The following is a 16,384-nucleotide window of genomic DNA, read 5'->3' as shown; positions in this document are numbered from 1 at the left end:
TCGTTATTTCTCGCTATCAACCAGACCGCGCACAAACCAGCGCTGCATCAGAAGCACCACCGCCAGCGGTGGCAATAAAGTCAGAATCATCGCCGCCATCACCTGGTTCCACTGGGTCGGCGCGCCGGAAGTGGAGATCATGCTCTTGATGCCCGCCACCGCGGTGCCCATCGAAGCGTCGCTGGTGATCAGGATCGGCCACAGGTATTGGTTCCAGCCGTAGATAAAGGTGATGACGAACAGCGCCGCCAGATTGGTTTTCGACAGCGGCAACACGATGTCCCAGAAGAAACGCATCGGCCCGGCGCCGTCGATGCGCGCCGCCTCCAGCAGCTCATCCGGCAACGTCATGAAGAACTGGCGCAGCAGGAAGGTGGCGGTGGCCGAGGCCATCAGCGGTAGCGTCAGGCCGGTATAGCTGTCCAGCAGGTTGAGGTTGGAGATCACCTCCACCGTCGGGAAAATACGCACTTCCACCGGCAGCATCAGGGTGAGGAAAATCAGCCAAAAAAACAGGCTGCGCAGCGGGAAACGGAAATACACGATGGCGTAAGCCGACAGCACCGACACCGCGATCTTGCCGCAGGTGATCGCCAGCGCCATGATCACGCTGTTGAGCAGCAGCAGCGAGAACGGCACCTTGAGGTTGCCCACGCCGCCCTGCCAGATATTGCGGATGTTCTCCCACAGGTGCCCGCCGGGCACCAGCGTCATCGGCACCTGAAACACCTGCTTGTCGTCCAGCGTGGCGGCGACAAAGGCCACGTACAGCGGGAACAGCACCACCAGCACGCCGATAATCAGCATCACATGGCTGAAGACATCCAGCCCGCGTCGATTCTCAATCATTGGTAGCGCACCTTACGTTCAACGAAGCGGAACTGGATCACCGTCAGGCCGATCACCAGCAACATCAGGATCACCGACTGCGCGGCGGAACTGGAGAGATCCAGCCCGGCGAAGCCTTCGCGGTAGATCTTGTAGATCAACGTGGTGGTGGACTGCACCGGCCCGCCGCCGGTGGCGGCGTCGATCACCGGGAAGGTATCGAAGAAGGCGTACACCAGATTGACCACCAGCAGGAAGAAGCTCACCGGCGCGATCAGCGGCAGCACCAGATGGAAGAAACGCCGCACCGGGCCGGCGCCGTCGATGGCCGCCGCTTCCACCAGCGAACGCGGGATCGACTGCAGCGCCGCGAGGAAAAACAGGAAGTTATAGCTTATCTGCTGCCATACCGAGGCCAGCACCACCAGGAACATCGCCTGGCCGCTGTTTTGCGCATGATTCCAGTTATAGCCCAGACCATTGAGGAAATGGGTGATCAACCCCAGACCGGGGTTGAACAGAAAGATCCACAGCACCGCCGCCACCGCCGGCGCCACCGCGTAGGGCAGGATCATCAGCGTGCGATAGAGGCGGCTGCCGCGCAGCACGTAGTCCACCAGCGCAGCGAAGAACAGCGAAACCGCCAGCCCGATGCCCGCCACCAGGAAGCTGAAGATCAGCGTGGTGTAGAACGAGTCGAGGTAGTAAGGATCCTGGAACAGCTGTTTAAAGTTATCCAGCCCGACAAACTGGCTGGACAGGCCGAACGGATCGAGGCTCTGCACCGAATACCACAGCGCTTCGCCGGCGGGCCATAAAAAGAAGACGGCGGTAATCAGCAGCTGCGGCAGCACCAGCGCATAGGGCAACCAGCTGCAGCCGAAACCGGGACGGTAAGATGACATAGCAGTTAAACCATTAATCGGGTACGGAAGGAACGGCGTGAAGATGCGAGCCCGGTCTGTCGGGCTCGCGACGCAGGGTTACTTGGTCGATGCTTCGAAGCGGCGCAGCAGCACGTCACCGCGCTGTACGGCGGCGTCCAACGCCTGCTGTGGCGTTTTCTTGCCGGTCCACACGCCTTCCAGCTCCTCATCCACCACGCTGCGGATCTGCGGCATGTTGCCCAGGCGCAGGCCCTTGGTGAACGGCAACGGCGGCTTGTTCAGCATCTGGCGAGTGGCGACGTCGGCACCCGGGTTCTTGTCGTAGAAGCCCTGCTGCTTGGTCAGATCGTAAGCCGCGGTGGTAATCGGCAGATAGCCGGTCTTCTGGTGCCATTCGGCCGCGATTTCCGGCTGCGCCAGGTACTGCAGGAATTCGGCCACGCCCTTGTAGGTGGCGGCGTCTTTGCCGTTCATCACCCACAGGCTGGCCCCGCCGATGATGGCGTTTTGCGGCGCATTTTTCGCGTCGGCGTCGTACGGCATCATGCCGACGCCGTAGTTGAATTTGGCGTAGTGCTTGATGTCCGCCAGCGAACCGGATGAGGCGGTGGTGATGGCGCAGTCGCCGTTATAGAACTTCTCGGTGGATTCGTCTTTGCGGCCGAAATAGGTGAAGTCGCCCTTCTTGTTCATCGCTTCGAGCAGCGCAATATGTTTGACCTGCAGCGGTTGGTTGAACTCCAGCTTGGCGCTGGTGCCGCCAAAGCCGTTGTTTTCACTGGCGAACGGCACGCCATGCCAGGCGCTGAAGTTCTCCAGTTGGATCCAGCCCTGCCAGCCGCTGGCGTAACCGCACTTCATGCCGGCTTCGCGCAGTTTGGCGGTATCCGCCGCCAGTTCCTGCCAGGTTTTCGGCGGTTGATCCGGGTTCAGGCCGGCCTTTTTGAAGGCGTCTTTGTTGTAGTACAGCACCGGCGTGGAGCTGTTGAACGGCTGCGACAGCAGATGGCCGCTCTTGTTGTCGGTGTAATAGCCGGCCACCGTCGGCACGAACACCGACTCGTCGAAGTTGATGCCGGCCTCTTTAAACACTTCATAGACCGGCTTGATGGCTTTGCTGGCCATCATGGTGGCGGTGCCCACCTCGTAAACCTGCAGGATCGCCGGCGCCTTGCCGGAGCGGTAAGCGGCGATGCCCGCCGCCAGGCTCTGTTCGTAGTTGCCTTTATAAACCGGCACAATCTTGACGTCGCTGTGCGACTGGTTGAAGCGATCCGCCAGAGAGTCCACTTCTTTACCCAGTTCGCCTTCCATCGAATGCCAGAACGGGATTTCTGTCGCCGCCAGCGCCTGTGCGCTGACCGCCAGGGTCAATGCGACGCACAGCGTGGTTTTGCGAATAGCGTAGGTGAGCATGCCTAACTCCTGAAAAAGCTGGTGTAAAAGCGCGTGAGCGAAAAGAATCAGTTTTTTGTTCGGAAGCTAACATGCCATGCGCGGATGACAGAAAAATAACCGTTAGATGACAGCCACATGACGGCAAGGTGAAGTGAAGATGGCGGTTTGATGTCGGCGGCGGGCATGGGCTCCGCCGCCGCGAGGATTACAGCGAACGGCGCAGGCGCGCGACCGCTTCTTGCATCTGCTGCTCGGTGGCGGTGGCGAACGACAGGCGGAAGGTCGAACGATCCGGGTTGTCGGAGAAGAAGTATTCCCCCGGCACGAACACCACGCCCTGCTGCAGCGTGGTGTTCAGCCATTCGGTGGCGTTGAACGGCTGGCGGAAACGCGCCCACAGGAACATGCCGCCCTTCGGTTTATCGAAGGTGATGTAGTCGCCCAGCTCCTGCTCCACCAAACCGGCCAGGATCTCGCCCTTCTGTTTGTAGGCGGCGCGGATCTTGTCGATCTGCGCCGGCAGGCGATCCAGGCCAAGGTAGCATTCGACGATGCTTTGCGACAGGGCGCTGGCGTGCAGATCCGCCGCCTGTTTGATGATCGCCACTTTATGCAGCAGGAACGGCGGCAGGATCGCCCAGCCCAAACGCAGGCCCGGCGCCAGGATCTTGGAAAAGGTCGAGGTATAGATGATGTGGTCGGTGTTGCCCAGCACCTGCTGCGACACCTGATGCAGCGTCGGGTGGCGCTCTTCGGTGAAACGCAGCTCGCCGTACGGATCGTCTTCGATGATCAGGAAGTTATGTTCGGCGGCCAGCTTCACCAGCAGTTCGCGGCGCGCGGCGCTGAGGGTGATGCCGCTGGGGTTGCCGAAGTTCGGCACCACGTACACGCCCTTGATGCGCTGGGTTTTCAGCAGCTCGGCCAGCTCTTCCACCACCATGCCGTCGCTGTCGGACGAGACCGACATGATGTTGGCCTCCGCCAGTTCCAGCGTTTGCAGCGCCGCCAGGTAGGTCGGGCGCTCCACCACGAACACGTCGCCCGGGTTGACGATGGCGCGCATCACCAAATCCAGGGCCTGCTGAGAGCCGGCGGTGACCATCACCTCTTCTGCGCGCGCGGTGACGCCGCGCTCGGCGCACAGCGCGCAAATGCGCTCACGCAGCAGCGGGCTGCCCTCGGTCAGGCCATACTGGAATGCGCTTTTCGGCTGTTCGGTGATCGCCTGCTGGGTGGCGATGCTCAATCCTTCGAAATCGAACAGCGCATCAGAGGGGATGCCGCCCGCCAGCGAAATGACGTGTTCCATCTTGCTGTGCTTAAGCAATTCACGGATGGCCGAACTTTTTACGTTAACGATGCGCTGCGCGAGTAACCCTTCTGTCTTCATTTCTTCTTCTCGTACCTGATTATTTTAATTCGTAGGGGGCGGATTAACCGCCCAGATACGCCGACCTCACTGCTTCGTTGGCTAACAATGCAGCCCCCGTATCTTCCAACACCACGCGGCCGTTTTCCAGCACATAACCGCGGTCCGCCAATTTCAGCGCCTGATTGGCGTTTTGCTCCACCAGGAAGATGGTCATGCCCTCTTCCCGCAGCTGCTGAATGATGTCGAAAATCTGCTGGATGATGATGGGCGCCAGCCCAAGCGAAGGTTCGTCGAGCAGCAGCAGCTTCGGCTGGCTCATCAGCGCGCGGCCGATGGCCAACATCTGCTGTTCGCCGCCGGACATGGTGCCGGCACGCTGGCTTCGGCGCTCCAGCAGGCGCGGGAACAGCGTGAACACCCGTTCGATGCGCTGCTGATATTGGTGACGATCGGCGAAGAAGCCGCCCATCGCCAGATTTTCTTCCACCGTCATGCGCGAGAAGACGCGCCGCCCTTCCGGCACGATCGCCACCGCTTCGCGCATGATGCGCGAGGTTTGCCACTGGGTGATGTCCTGCCCCTGGAAGACGATGCTGCCTTCGCTGGCGCGCGGTTCGCCGCACAGGGTGCCGAGCAGCGTGGTTTTACCGGCGCCGTTGGCGCCGATTAACGTCACGATTTCGCCCTGACTAATCGTGAGACTGACCTGATGCAGCGCCTGGATTTTGCCGTAATGGGCGGATACCTGATTGAATGACAACATATTATTATTCGCCCAAATAAGCCCGGATCACGTCCGGATTGTTGCGGATCTCCGCCGGTGTGCCCTGCGCCAGCGGCGTGCCCTGATTCACCACGTAAATGCGATCGGAGATGCCCATCACCAGCTTCATGTCGTGCTCGATCAGCAACACCGAGACCTTATGCCGATCGCGCAGCTCGACGATCAGATGATCCAGCTCGTCGGTCTCTTTCGGGTTCAGACCGGCGGCCGGTTCGTCCAGCATCAGCAACTCCGGCCGGGTCACCATGCAGCGGGCGATCTCCAGCCGACGCTGCTGCCCGTAGGCCAGATTGCCCGCCGAACGGTTGGCCATCGATAGCAGGCCGACGCGCTCCAGCCACTCCGCTGCGTGCGCCAGTGCCTCGGCTTCGGCGCGGCGGAAGGCCGGGGTTTTCAGCAGCCCGGCGAACACGCCGCTTTTCAGGTGCTGATGCTGCGCCACCAACAGGTTCTCAATCACCGTCATTTCACGGAACAGCCGCACATGCTGGAAGGTGCGCACTACGCCCATACGGGCGATGGCCTGCCCCGCCAGCCCTTCCAGATGGCGATCGCGCAATTTGATGGTGCCGCCGCTCGGGCGGTAGAAACCGGTCAGGCAGTTAAACACCGTGGTTTTACCGGCGCCGTTGGGGCCGATCAGCGACACGATTTCGCCTTCATTGAGCGTCAACGCGACATTGTTGACCGCCAGCAGCCCGCCAAAACGCATTGACAGGCCTTCCACCTGCAGTAAAGGTTGAACGCTCATGCCTGTTCCCCCTTGCCCGCGTGAATGTCCGCCGCCTGCAGCTTCAGCTGCGGCCGTTTCATCGGCAACAGCCCCTGCGGCCGCCAAATCATCATCAGCACCATCAGAGCGCCCAGCAGCAGCATGCTGTATTCATTCAGATCGCGCATCAGCTCGCGCGACACCACCAACAGGATCGCCGCCAGAATGACCGCGAACTGCGATCCCATGCCCCCCAGTACGACGATCGCCAACACGAAGGCCGACTCGACGAAGGTGAAGGATTCCGGGCTGACGAAACCCTGGCGCGCGGCAAACAGCGTGCCGGCAAACCCGGCGAACGCGGCGCTGATGGTAAAGGCGGTCAGCTTGATGCGCGTCGGGCTGAGGCCCAGCGAGCGGCAGGCGATCTCATCTTCGCGCAACGCTTCCCAGGCGCGCCCGAGCGGCATGCGCAGCAGGCGGTTGATGACGAACAGCGTCAGCACTACCAGCAGCAACGCCACCAGGTACAGAAATACGATGCGATCGCTCGGATCATATTTCAGGCCGAAGACGTTATGGAAGGTATCCCAGCCGCCGTCGCGCACGCTGCGGTTAAACTCCAGGCCGAAGAAGGTCGGTTTCGGGATCTGGCTGATGCCGTTCGGCCCGCCGGTGATCTCGGTATTGTTCAGCAGCAGGATGCGCACGATCTCACCGAAGCCGAGCGTCACGATCGCCAGATAGTCGCCGCGCAGCCGCAGCACCGGGAAACCGAGCAGGAAGCCGAAGGCGGCGGTGACGATGCCCGCCAGCGGCAGGCTCTCCCAAAAGCCGAGGCCGTAATAATGATTCAGCAGCGCATAAGTGTAGGCGCCGATGGCGTAGAAACCGCCGTAGCCGAGCACCAGCAGACCGGACAGGCCCACCACCACGTTGAGGCCGAGGCCCAGCATCACGTAGATCAGCGTCAGGGTGGCGATATCCACCGTGCCGCGCGACACCAGGAACGGCCAGGCGACCGCCGCGACGAGCAGCAGAGCCGCCAGCAGCTTTTGCCGCGGCGTGGTGCCGTCGAAGCTCGGCAGCACGAACGCCGGGCCGGAGACCTTTTTCAGGCCCTGCTGCAGCAGCGGGCGCAACAGCTGGAAGAAAAAGACGATGACGCAGCCGATGCCGATCCACATCCAGCGCACTTCCGCCGCGCCGTGCACCACCAGTTTGGTGCCGTCCAGGCTGAGCTGCATGCCCATCAGGAACGACGCCATCACGAACAGCACCGCCGTGGCGATCAGCGCATCGAGCAGATTGAGTTTCATACTTTCTCAACCTCCGGACGCCCGAGGATGCCGGTCGGCATGATCAGCAGCACCACGATCAGCAGCGCGAACGACACCACGTCTTTGTATTCGGTGCTCAGGTAGGCGGAGGTCAGCGCTTCCGCCACGCCCAGCACCAGGCCGCCGATCATCGCGCCCGGAATGCTGCCGATGCCGCCCAGAACTGCGGCGGTGAAGGCTTTCATACCGGCCATAAAGCCGATGTAAGGGTTGATGACGCCGTAGAACTGGCCGAGCAACACCCCGGCCACCGCCGCCATCACCGCACCAATGACGAAGGTCAGCGAGATCACCCGGTCCGTGTTGATGCCCAGCAGGCTGGCCATCTTCAGATCTTCCGCACAGGCGCGGCAGGCACGGCCCATGCGCGAATAGCGGATAAACAGCGTCAGCGCCAGCATCGCCAGGAAGGTCACGAGCCAGATGGTCAGCTGCATGGTGCTGATGGTGGCGGCGAAGCCGTTGCTTTCCCCCAGCACCCACTGGCCGGTGACCAGGCTGGGCAGCGCCAGATCGCGTGAGCCCTGCGTCAGGCTGACGTAGTTTTGCAGGAATATCGACATGCCGATGGCCGAGATCAGCGCAATCAGGCGCTTGGAGTTGCGCACCGGCTTGTAGGCCACCCGCTCGATGCTCCAGCCGTAGGCGCTGGCGATGACAATAGAGACCAGGAACGCGGCGCCGATCAGCAGCCAGCCGACGTCGATGCCGAGCATCATCAGGGCGGCGATAACGATAAAGGAGACATAGCTGCCGATCATGTACACCTCGCCGTGGGCGAAGTTGATCATGCCGATGATGCCGTAAACCATGGTGTAACCGATGGCGATCAATGCATAGGTGCTGCCCAACGTTAAGCCGTTGAACATCTGCTGCAGAAAATAGAGGAGCTGCTCTGACATACTCTGAACCCTTGGCTGCGAAACCCGCCGGCGGAGAACCGGCGGGTAAAGGGAGACGGGGCCGACAAGCCGACCCGCCGGGCGCAGCGGGCTGCGCCCCACCCTAATCATTATGGCTTATTTGATCGGTGTGGACGTGCCGTTGGCATGCCACTCGAACACGCCGAACTCGAAGCCTTTCAGATCGCCCTTGTCATCCCAGGTCAGCGGCCCCATCACGGTCTCCACCGGCTTGCCGGTTTTCAGATCCTTGACGATGTCCGCCGGCTCCTGGCTGCCGCTGCGCTCCATGCCGGTGGTCAGCGACTGCAGCGCGGCATAGGTGGTCCAGACGAACGGGCCGGTCGGATCCAGCTTCTTGGCTTTCAGCGCATCGACGATCGGCTGGTTGGCTGGCACCTGATCGTAGCGTTTCGGCAGCGTCACCAGCATGCCTTCCGAAGCGGCGCCGGCGATGTTGGACAGTGAGGAGTTGCCCACGCCTTCCGGCCCCATGAAGCGGGTAGTCAACCCGGCCTGTTTGGCCTGACGCAGGATCTGGCCCATTTCCGGGTAGTAACCGCCGAAGTACACGAAGTCGATATTCTCTTTCTTCAGGCGCGCCACCAGGGTGGAGAAGTCTTTGTCGCCGGCGGTGATGCCTTCGAACATCGCCACTTCGGTGCCCTGTTTTTTCAGGCTGTCGCGCACCGAGCGCGCCAGGCCTTCGCCGTATTGCTGCTTGTCGTGCACCACGGCGATGCGCTTCGGCTTGATGTCGCTGAGAATGTATTTGGCAGCGGTCGGGCCCTGATCCGAATCCAGACCGGTGGTGCGCAGGATCATCTTGTAGCCGCGGGTGGTCAGATCGGCGTTGGTGGCCGCCGGGGTAATCATGATCACGCCTTCGTCTTCATAGATATCGGACGCCGGCTGGGTGGAAGAGGAGCACAGGTGGCCGATCACGTAGCGAATGCCGTCGTTGATCACCTTGTTGGCGACCGCAACCGCCTGTTTCGGGTCGCAGGCGTCGTCGTATTCCACGCCGACCAGCTTGTCGCCCTTGATGCCGCCCTTGGCATTAATGTCGGCAATCGCCTGGCGCGCGCCGGTAAATTCCATGTCGCCATACTGCGCGACCGGGCCGGACATTGCCCCGACGATCGCCACCTTGATGTCTTTCGCCATGGCCGCCTGGCTCATGGCCATCGCAATACAACCCGCCAGCAGTGCCTTACCTGTTGTTAATTTCATCCGCAAATCCCCATCTGTCGTTGTGAACGTACCTGTTGTGTTTGCCTGCGCCCGATCGTTATTGACCGCTTTTGTTATAAGTAATAATGATTTAGGCGTTTTGTTGGCATTATTTTCTAATAAGACTTTATTTTTCATACCATTAAACAGGAATTTTCTGCTGCAAATCAACTTCATCCGGCAGAAACAAGCGGTGTAAACAGGATAAAATTCGAATTAAATCTGCGCTGTTTACCTTGAGGCGTAGCGCGTTGTGCTGGTTAACAATCCGTTTACTAACTATTTACTCGGAAAATGCCCCGTGCAAAAAACATATTGCACAGTAATCGTACAGAAAAACTTACACAACGCTCTGCACAAGATCTATTACACTGTCGGCATCATTTAGCTGCGCGGAAATTCTGCATGAAACTGACCATCGAGCGCCTGACCGCGCTGTCCCCGCAAGACCTTATCGACCTCGGTAAAATTTGGCCGCACCAGCAGCCGGAACAGTGGCAGAGCTGGCTGAGCGGCGGCAAGGCGCTGTTCGCCGCCCGCTTCAACGAGCGTCTGCTGGGCGCGGTGAAAATTGCGCTGCAGGACGACCGCGCCGAACTGCAGGATCTGCTGGTACGCGAAGTGACGCGCCGCCGCGGCGTCGGTCTTTACCTGGTGCAAGATGCACAGCGTCAGCTGCCGCAGGTCGCCCATTGGCAGCTGTCGACCGCCGGTCTGGCGCCGCGCGAACGTGGGGAAGTCGATAACTTCATGCGCGCCTGCGGCTTCGCGCCGCAGGGCGATCTCTGGCAAAAATGAAACGCCGGCTGGCGGCGCTGGTCTTGATTGCGCTGGGGTTGGCGGCCTGGTTCGCCGGGCGTCAGCAGGCGCTGCGCCAGGCCTCAGGCGGGGATCAGCAGGTTTACGTTTGGCAGCGGGTTTGGACGCCGCAACACGCCGATGCGCTGGCGCGCAGCCGCGATCTGTTCGCCGGGCTGCGGGTGTTGGCGCTGCAGGTGCATCCACGCGAGGGCTGGCGGGAAATCCCGGCCGATCTCAGCCTGCTGAAGCAGGACGGCCGCCCGCTCTGGCTGGTAGCGCGCCTCGACGGCCAGCTGGCGCAGCTGGACCAAGAAGCCATTATCCAGCGTCTGCTGGCGATCACCCAGCGCTGGCAGGCGGCCGGGCTGCCCGTCACCGGCGTCGAGATCGATCATGACGCCGCCACGGCTCGCCTGCCTGATTACCAACGTTTTCTGCAGCGGCTGCGCCAACGGCTGCCCGCCGCTTTGCAACTCGGCATCACCGCCCTGCCTGCCTGGATCGGCTCGCCCAACTTGCCCGGCGTACTGCAACAGGTCGACAGTTCCGTTCTGCAAGTGCATGCGGTGCTCTCGCCGCAGCAGGGGCTGTTTGACGGCTCCTTGGCGCTACGCTGGGTGCGGCAGTACGCCGCCGTCACACCGAAACCGTTTCGCGTCGCGCTGCCGGCCTATGGCATGGCACTGCTGGGTTTTGATGCACAGGGCGCGCAGGTGGAGAGCGAATCCTCGCTGCGCGTGGCCGGCAACGGCCGCGAACTGACGGTCGCGCCGCAGCAGATCGCCGATTTTCTGCAAACGCTGGCGCAGCAAACGCCGCCCCGGCTGCGCGGCATTATCTGGTTCCGCTTGCCGCTGGCGGACGATCGGCGCGCCTGGTCGCTCGCCACGCTGCGAGCGGTGATCGAACGGCGGCCGCTGAATGTCGACTGGCAGGTAAAATTTAGGCCTCAGCCACAGCAAAACGGGCTGTATGATCTGATAATTCATAACAACGGGCCGGTGGACGCCCCGCTGCCGCAAGAAGTCATCATCCGCGCCGACGACTGCCTGGCGGCGGACGCGGTCGGCAACTACCGGCTGGAATCCGCACCGCAACGGCAACGCTTTATTCGCATCAGCAGCGACCAGCTGCGAGCCGGGCAATCCCGGCCGTTGGGCTGGCTGCGCTGCCAACAACTGACGCCAGGAGGCACCCTTGTCACACCTTGATTCGCGCGCGGCACGGAACACCCGCCGCCTTCTTCCGCTGGCCATGCTGATCGGCGCCGCACTGCCGCTGGGCGGCTATGCCTGCGGCCCGGATTTTCCTAACCGGCTGCTGATCGATCGCAACGGCACCCTGCTGTATATGCCGGAGGGCAATTTCGCCTTCGAAGCCGGCCGGCTGGTGCCGACGGATAAACAGTTGCCGCACTGGCAAGCCCCGCCGCCGCCGATGCCGCCGAAACCGATGCCGCAATCGCCGGAAACGATAGCGATAGGCAAAATGCGCGCCGCCAAAACGGTGGAAGAGGCTGACGCCGTCAATACGCAGGGGTTGTCCAACGCCGCGCGTCTCTATCAACTGGGCGCCGTGGCTTTCGCCAGCCACGATCCGCGCGCCGCAGACTATTTCCAGCAGGTGCTGAAGCTACCGGCCGCCGAACAGGGCGACTGGGGACTGCGGGCGCAGTATTCGCTTGGCCGCGTACTGATGGCTGACCACGGGACGCCGGTAAACGAATCCGGTGAAGCGGCCCCCGCCGCCGAGCACCCGCCAAAAGCCGCGCTTGAACAGGCGCTGACGGCATTCCAGCAGGTGATCGACCGGGTGAAAAGCGGCGCCGCCGATCCCGATCAGTTGGCGCTGAGCAGCCTTGGGCAGCAGGCGCGCATCCACCTGTGGCTGGGTGACGTCGCCCCCGCCGCCCATCTGTACGCGCAACAGGCGGCGCAGGGCGATCCGAGCGGCGGGCAGTCGCTGCAGTACGTCTCCAGCTTCCTGGTCAATCCCGACCATTTGGACACGCTGAAACAGATTATCGGCGATCCGTTGATCCAGCAGCTGGTGACCATTGAGCTGTTCGCCCGCAGCGGCAACCTGCAAATGGCGGATACCGACGGCAACGGCCGCTCCGCGCAAATCATCAACCAGATCCTGACGCTGCTGGACGGCTCAGTGAAAAGCGGCTTCGCCGGCAGCGATCGGCTGGCGGCGCTGGCTTACCGTTCGGGGCAGTACCCGATGGCGGCGAGCCTGCTGAAAAACGCCGGCGACAGCGGCCTGGCGTGGTGGCTGCGCGCCAAAATGGCGCTGCGCGACGGTGACGTGAAAGCCGCCACCGCCGCCTACGCCAAGGCGGCAAGCGCGTTCCCCGCCGACGAAAGCTGGGGTGAACAGCGCAACGCCGACTTCGTCGCGGAAACCATCGTGCCCGAGTGCCGGGTGGCCGGCGAACAGGCCATCCTGGCGCTGAACCGAGGCGACTATCTGCAGGCGATGGACCTGCTGTATCGCGGCAAAGCGCTCTACTGGGCCGACGTGGCCGACGTGGCGGAACGGGTGCTGACCGTCGATGAGTTGAAAGGCTTTGTCGATAAGCACGCCCCGGCGCCGACGACGCCGCTCAAGCCGGTTAATCCGGACGATTACGGCGGCCAGCAGATCACGCCGGAGGTGCAGCTGCGCGAACTGCTGGCGCGGCGGCTGATGCGCGTCGGGCGAGCGCCGGAGGCGCTGGCCTACTTCGATATCCCCAACTACCGGCAAGCGGCGCAGCAGTTCACCGACGAGCTGAAGGCCGCCAAGGACAAATCCGCTGCGCCGCTGGCGCGCGCGCAGGCTTACTATCGCGCCGCCAACCTGCTGCGCGCCCAGGGGCTGGAGTTTACCGGCTATGAGATGACGCCGGATTACGCCATCTATGGCGCCGGCTATTCCTATCTGGGGGATGCGTTCGATACCCGCGAACTGAAGCATAAAAGCTGGATCGACAGCGCAGAAGCGGCGCGCGCCAAGGCGGCGCTACCGGAGGAAGACAACCGTTTCCTGCACTATCGCTGGCAGGCGGTGGGACTGGCGCAACAGGCGGCCGATCTGCTGCCGCCGAAGAGCCAGGCCTATGCCGCCGTGCTGTGTAACGCCGCCAGCTGGGTTATCAAACGCGATGCCAAAACCGGCCGGGCGCTTTATCAGCGCTATATCAACACCGGCACCCGTTATCCGTGGGCGACGAAATTCGGCTACGACTGCCCGGCGCCGGACTTCGCCGCCGTGGCGCCATAACGCCGAATTTCAGGCACTAAAAAGCCCGGCTTGCCGGGCTTTTTTTATCGAATCTCGCATCGACTCAGGCTTCGATCGCCATTTTCAGTTTCTTCATGGCGTTCTTTTCCAGCTGGCGCACGCGTTCGGCGGAAACGCCGTACTGATCGGCCAGCTCCTGCAGCGTCGACTTGTTGTCGTCATCCAGCCAGCGGGCACGGATGATATGCTGGCTGCGCTCGTCCAGACCTTCCAGCGCATAGGCCAGTTTGTCTGCGGCGTTGCTTTCCCAGTTATCTTCCTCGATGCCTTCGGCGAAGTCCGAGCTCTTGTCCTGCAGGTACAGCACCGGCGCCATCGACTGGCCATCGCGGGCCTCGTCGTCCGGAGTCGGATCGAACGTCATGTCCTGCGCCGCCATGCGCGATTCCATCTCGCGCACGTCTTTGCTGGTGACGCCCAGCTCACGGGCCACCAGTTCCACTTCGTCCTGGTTGAACCAGCCCAAACGCTGTTTGGTTTTGCGCAGGTTAAAGAACAGCTTGCGCTGCGCTTTGGTGGTCGCCACTTTCACGATGCGCCAGTTGCGCAATACGTACTCGTGGATTTCCGCCTTAATCCAATGCACCGCAAAGGAAACCAGACGCACGCCGACTTCCGGGTTGAAGCGGCGAACGGCTTTCATCAGGCCGATGTTGCCTTCCTGAATCAGATCCGCCTGCGGCAGACCGTAGCCTGAATAGTTGCGGGCAATATGAGCGACAAAGCGCAGGTGAGACAGGATGAGCTGCTTAGCGGCATCCAGATCGCCCTGATAATGCAGCCGTTCAGCCAGCTCCCGCTCTTCCTCTGCCGTCAGCATCGGATAGGCGTTGGCTGCCCGGATATAGGCTTCCAAGCTACCTTGGGGTACTAAGGCTAAAGTTTGCATTTCTTTGGTCATTCAAACCCTCTCTATGAGAATACAAAATCATGCAGGTGATTATTACAGCGGGGAAATGATTGATTCTACGGCAGTTGCTGAAGCAAAAGCGGTTCCACACGCCGGGCACCTTAACATTTGCTGCAATTTTTGACCGTACTCCGCCCTAAAAGTTCACCCTTTTTTGCAAGCATTGTTGCTGACAATACGTGACGAGGGTGCAGGCCGATAGGGAATTTGTGCGCTAAGAAGAGAGGGATGGTGCTGACTTCGCTTGAGGTCACTCTTCTCCCGCAACGCGATCAAAAGCAGCAGGAGAAGAGTATACCAAAAAAATCTTACTGTGGTGTAAATCGGCGTAAATGTTGCACCGTCGCCAGCCAGGCGGCGATCCAGCCGATCATCGCGGAGATGATCAGCAGCAGCAGCGCCTCATCCCAGCCCAGCCCGTGCAAGGTGAAGGTGGTGCCGAATACCTTGGCCACCCCGGCGACCACCGACTCCAGCTGCCACACCAGCGCGCCGGACAACACCAGCGACAGCAGCGCGCCGGCAAAACCCAGCATCGCCCCGCCGTTGAGGAACGGCCGCAGAATAAAGCCGTCGGTGGCACCGATCAGCTTCATCACGTTAATGGTGTCGCGGCGGCTGAAGATGCTCAGACGCACGCTGTTGCCGATCACCAGGAACACCGCCACGATCATCAGCACGCCGATGATCGCCGCGATCTGACCCGCCAGCCCGGTCAGCGCCGCCAGGCGGGCAAACCAGCTGTCATCCATACGCACTTCTTCCACGCCCTGCACCGCCGCTACGCGATCGCGCAGGGTGTTGAGGGTATCCGAACTCTGGAAGCTCATCTTCGGCGTGACGATCGCCACCGCCGGCAGCGGGTTCTCTTCCAGCATGTCCAGCGCGCCGCCAAAGCCCGACCAGTTGCGGAACTCGCCGCGCGCTTCTTCACGCGACAGGTAATTGACCTTCTCCACGCCGGCTTCCGCCTTGATGGCGTCGAGCACTTTCAGCGCGGCGTCGTCATCGAGCGATTTATCCAGATAAACGGTCAGCTGCGGCGTTGGATACCACTGGCTGGCCGCGGTGCTGACGTTTTTCCACACGATGTAGCACACGCTCGGCAGCGTCAGGGAAATGGCGATCACCATCACCGTCAGCAGCGTCGCCAACGGCTGACGCAGCATGTCTTTGATGGCGTTCATCCAGGCGTAACGCCACTGTTCGCGCCAGCCGCCGCGCAGCGCCTTGCTCTTGGCGGTTTTTGCGTTATTGGCCATGGTGAGCGCCCCCTTGCATGCGGCCCTGGCTCAGCGTCAGGATGCGGTAATTGCGGCGGGCGATAAGCCCGGTGTCGTGCGTCGCCATCAGTACGGTCACGCCGACGCGGTTGAATTCTTCAAACAGGCGCAGAATGCCTTCCGACAGCGCATCATCCAGGTTACCGGTCGGTTCATCCGCCAGCAGCACCGCCGGCTTGTTCACCACCGCACGGGCGATGCCCACGCGCTGCTGCTCACCGCCGGACAGCTGAATCGGGAAGTTTTTCGCTTTATCCAGCAAACCGACCTTGTCCAGCGCGGCGGAAACGCGGCGGCGGATATCTTCGGTGCTGGCGCCGGCGATGATCAGCGGCATCGCCACGTTGTCATACACCGTGCGATCCAGCAGCAGGTGGTGATCCTGGAAGATCATGCCGATCTGCCGACGCAGGAACGGCACCTCGCGGTTTTTCAAGCGACTGATGTCGTGACCGCCAAACCAGATGTGGCCGGCGCTGGGCCGTTCGATACCGCAAATCAGTTTCAGCAGGGTACTTTTCCCCGCGCCGGAATGGCCGGTCAGAAACGCCATCTCCGCTGGGCGCAGATGGAAATCAACCCCCTGCAGCGCTTGCCGTCCGCCCAGATAAGCTTTACTGACCTGTTCAAAGCGAATCATCCG

At 61.6% G+C, this 16,384-nt stretch carries 15 protein-coding genes; 3 read left to right on the top strand and 12 right to left on the bottom strand.

The features are described 5' to 3' along the window. Window positions 1-3: 3 nt before the first annotated feature. The 9 genes from ugpE to ACSBQS_RS21225 form a co-directional block, all read right to left on the bottom strand. A complete protein-coding gene (gene ugpE / locus ACSBQS_RS21265; RefSeq protein WP_033638989.1) occupies window positions 4-849 on the bottom strand; it encodes a sn-glycerol-3-phosphate ABC transporter permease UgpE in 846 nt (281 codons plus the stop codon). Beyond that, window positions 846-1,733: a sn-glycerol-3-phosphate ABC transporter permease UgpA gene (gene ugpA, locus ACSBQS_RS21260; protein ID WP_197666752.1), complete on the bottom strand. Its 888-nt coding sequence runs from the start codon at window positions 1,731-1,733 to the stop codon at window positions 846-848. Before ugpA ends, ugpE begins: the two co-directional genes overlap by 4 nt. A 78-nt stretch (window positions 1,734-1,811) precedes the next feature. Beyond that, on the bottom strand, window positions 1,812-3,131 hold the full coding sequence (gene ugpB / locus ACSBQS_RS21255; protein ID WP_004934396.1) for a sn-glycerol-3-phosphate ABC transporter substrate-binding protein UgpB: 1,320 nt from the start codon (window positions 3,129-3,131) through the stop codon (window positions 1,812-1,814). Window positions 3,132-3,318: 187 nt separating this feature from the next. Then, the gene (locus ACSBQS_RS21250) at window positions 3,319-4,506 is read right to left on the bottom strand and encodes a PLP-dependent aminotransferase family protein (protein ID WP_047569778.1); all 1,188 of its coding nucleotides are present in this window, start codon (window positions 4,504-4,506) and stop codon (window positions 3,319-3,321) included. 43 nt (window positions 4,507-4,549) lie between these two features. Next, window positions 4,550-5,251 carry a high-affinity branched-chain amino acid ABC transporter ATP-binding protein LivF gene (gene livF, locus ACSBQS_RS21245; RefSeq protein ID WP_015376292.1) on the bottom strand — a complete coding sequence of 234 codons (702 nt, stop codon included), beginning with the start codon at window positions 5,249-5,251 and terminating at the stop codon, window positions 4,550-4,552. 4 nt (window positions 5,252-5,255) lie between these two features. Then, the gene (gene livG, locus ACSBQS_RS21240) at window positions 5,256-6,023 is read right to left on the bottom strand and encodes a high-affinity branched-chain amino acid ABC transporter ATP-binding protein LivG (RefSeq protein WP_069100525.1); all 768 of its coding nucleotides are present in this window, start codon (window positions 6,021-6,023) and stop codon (window positions 5,256-5,258) included. Further along, window positions 6,020-7,303 (bottom strand): high-affinity branched-chain amino acid ABC transporter permease LivM, encoded by a 1,284-nt coding sequence (locus tag ACSBQS_RS21235; protein ID WP_197666750.1) that lies wholly within the window; start codon window positions 7,301-7,303, stop codon window positions 6,020-6,022. The genes livG and ACSBQS_RS21235 overlap by 4 nt, the downstream gene beginning before the upstream one ends. Further along, window positions 7,300-8,226 carry a high-affinity branched-chain amino acid ABC transporter permease LivH gene (gene livH / locus ACSBQS_RS21230; protein WP_015376290.1) on the bottom strand — a complete coding sequence of 309 codons (927 nt, stop codon included), beginning with the start codon at window positions 8,224-8,226 and terminating at the stop codon, window positions 7,300-7,302. Before livH ends, ACSBQS_RS21235 begins: the two co-directional genes overlap by 4 nt. A gap of 117 nt (window positions 8,227-8,343) precedes the next feature. After that, a complete protein-coding gene (locus ACSBQS_RS21225; RefSeq protein WP_025304902.1) occupies window positions 8,344-9,459 on the bottom strand; it encodes a branched-chain amino acid ABC transporter substrate-binding protein in 1,116 nt (371 codons plus the stop codon). A 405-nt stretch (window positions 9,460-9,864) separates the two neighbouring features. Between ACSBQS_RS21225 and panM the strand changes: the two genes are divergently transcribed. From panM to ACSBQS_RS21210, 3 genes are read left to right on the top strand one after another with little or no spacing between them, the layout of a single operon-like run. Then, window positions 9,865-10,257 (top strand): aspartate 1-decarboxylase autocleavage activator PanM, encoded by a 393-nt coding sequence (panM, locus tag ACSBQS_RS21220; protein WP_004934355.1) that lies wholly within the window; start codon window positions 9,865-9,867, stop codon window positions 10,255-10,257. After that, window positions 10,254-11,471, top strand: coding sequence for a DUF3142 domain-containing protein (locus ACSBQS_RS21215; protein WP_434991333.1), 1,218 nt, complete (start codon window positions 10,254-10,256; stop codon window positions 11,469-11,471). Before panM ends, ACSBQS_RS21215 begins: the two co-directional genes overlap by 4 nt. A gap of 43 nt (window positions 11,472-11,514) precedes the next feature. Continuing rightward, window positions 11,515-13,527: a hypothetical protein gene (locus ACSBQS_RS21210; RefSeq protein WP_405052873.1), complete on the top strand. Its 2,013-nt coding sequence runs from the start codon at window positions 11,515-11,517 to the stop codon at window positions 13,525-13,527. A gap of 64 nt (window positions 13,528-13,591) precedes the next feature. Here the strand turns inward: ACSBQS_RS21210 and rpoH are convergent, their stop codons facing one another. The 3 genes from rpoH to ftsE all read right to left on the bottom strand — a co-directional run bounded on the left by rpoH (window position 13,592) and on the right by ftsE (window position 16,381). Next, window positions 13,592-14,449: an RNA polymerase sigma factor RpoH gene (gene rpoH / locus ACSBQS_RS21205; RefSeq protein WP_004934345.1), complete on the bottom strand. Its 858-nt coding sequence runs from the start codon at window positions 14,447-14,449 to the stop codon at window positions 13,592-13,594. 317 nt (window positions 14,450-14,766) lie between these two features. Then, a complete protein-coding gene (ftsX, locus tag ACSBQS_RS21200) occupies window positions 14,767-15,720 on the bottom strand; it encodes a permease-like cell division protein FtsX (RefSeq protein ID WP_033636680.1) in 954 nt (317 codons plus the stop codon). Next, window positions 15,710-16,381, bottom strand: coding sequence for a cell division ATP-binding protein FtsE (gene ftsE, locus ACSBQS_RS21195; protein ID WP_004934337.1), 672 nt, complete (start codon window positions 16,379-16,381; stop codon window positions 15,710-15,712). Before ftsE ends, ftsX begins: the two co-directional genes overlap by 11 nt. Window positions 16,382-16,384 lie beyond the last annotated feature (3 nt).

The sequence above is a fragment of the Serratia sp. H402Y genome, from assembly GCF_051172415.1.
GTDB lineage: Bacteria > Pseudomonadota > Gammaproteobacteria > Enterobacterales > Enterobacteriaceae > Serratia > Serratia ureilytica.
This window is presented reverse-complemented; position numbering and strand designations above follow the sequence as displayed.

Excerpts from the sequence above, each read along its gene's own strand:
- ugpE (WP_033638989.1), bottom strand. The coding sequence starts at position 849 with ATGATTGAGAATCGACGCGGGCTGGATGTCTTCAGCCATGTGATGCTG.
- ugpA (WP_197666752.1), bottom strand. The coding sequence starts at position 1,733 with ATGTCATCTTACCGTCCCGGTTTCGGCTGCAGCTGGTTGCCCTATGCG.
- ugpB (WP_004934396.1), bottom strand. The coding sequence starts at position 3,131 with ATGCTCACCTACGCTATTCGCAAAACCACGCTGTGCGTCGCATTGACC.
- ACSBQS_RS21250 (WP_047569778.1), bottom strand. The coding sequence starts at position 4,506 with ATGAAGACAGAAGGGTTACTCGCGCAGCGCATCGTTAACGTAAAAAGT.
- livF (WP_015376292.1), bottom strand. The coding sequence starts at position 5,251 with ATGTTGTCATTCAATCAGGTATCCGCCCATTACGGCAAAATCCAGGCG.
- livG (WP_069100525.1), bottom strand. The coding sequence starts at position 6,023 with ATGAGCGTTCAACCTTTACTGCAGGTGGAAGGCCTGTCAATGCGTTTT.
- ACSBQS_RS21235 (WP_197666750.1), bottom strand. The coding sequence starts at position 7,303 with ATGAAACTCAATCTGCTCGATGCGCTGATCGCCACGGCGGTGCTGTTC.
- livH (WP_015376290.1), bottom strand. The coding sequence starts at position 8,226 with ATGTCAGAGCAGCTCCTCTATTTTCTGCAGCAGATGTTCAACGGCTTA.
- ACSBQS_RS21225 (WP_025304902.1), bottom strand. The coding sequence starts at position 9,459 with ATGAAATTAACAACAGGTAAGGCACTGCTGGCGGGTTGTATTGCGATG.
- panM (WP_004934355.1), top strand. The coding sequence starts at position 9,865 with ATGAAACTGACCATCGAGCGCCTGACCGCGCTGTCCCCGCAAGACCTT.
- ACSBQS_RS21215 (WP_434991333.1), top strand. The coding sequence starts at position 10,254 with ATGAAACGCCGGCTGGCGGCGCTGGTCTTGATTGCGCTGGGGTTGGCG.
- ACSBQS_RS21210 (WP_405052873.1), top strand. The coding sequence starts at position 11,515 with ATGCTGATCGGCGCCGCACTGCCGCTGGGCGGCTATGCCTGCGGCCCG.
- rpoH (WP_004934345.1), bottom strand. The coding sequence starts at position 14,449 with ATGACCAAAGAAATGCAAACTTTAGCCTTAGTACCCCAAGGTAGCTTG.
- ftsX (WP_033636680.1), bottom strand. The coding sequence starts at position 15,720 with ATGGCCAATAACGCAAAAACCGCCAAGAGCAAGGCGCTGCGCGGCGGC.
- ftsE (WP_004934337.1), bottom strand. The coding sequence starts at position 16,381 with ATGATTCGCTTTGAACAGGTCAGTAAAGCTTATCTGGGCGGACGGCAA.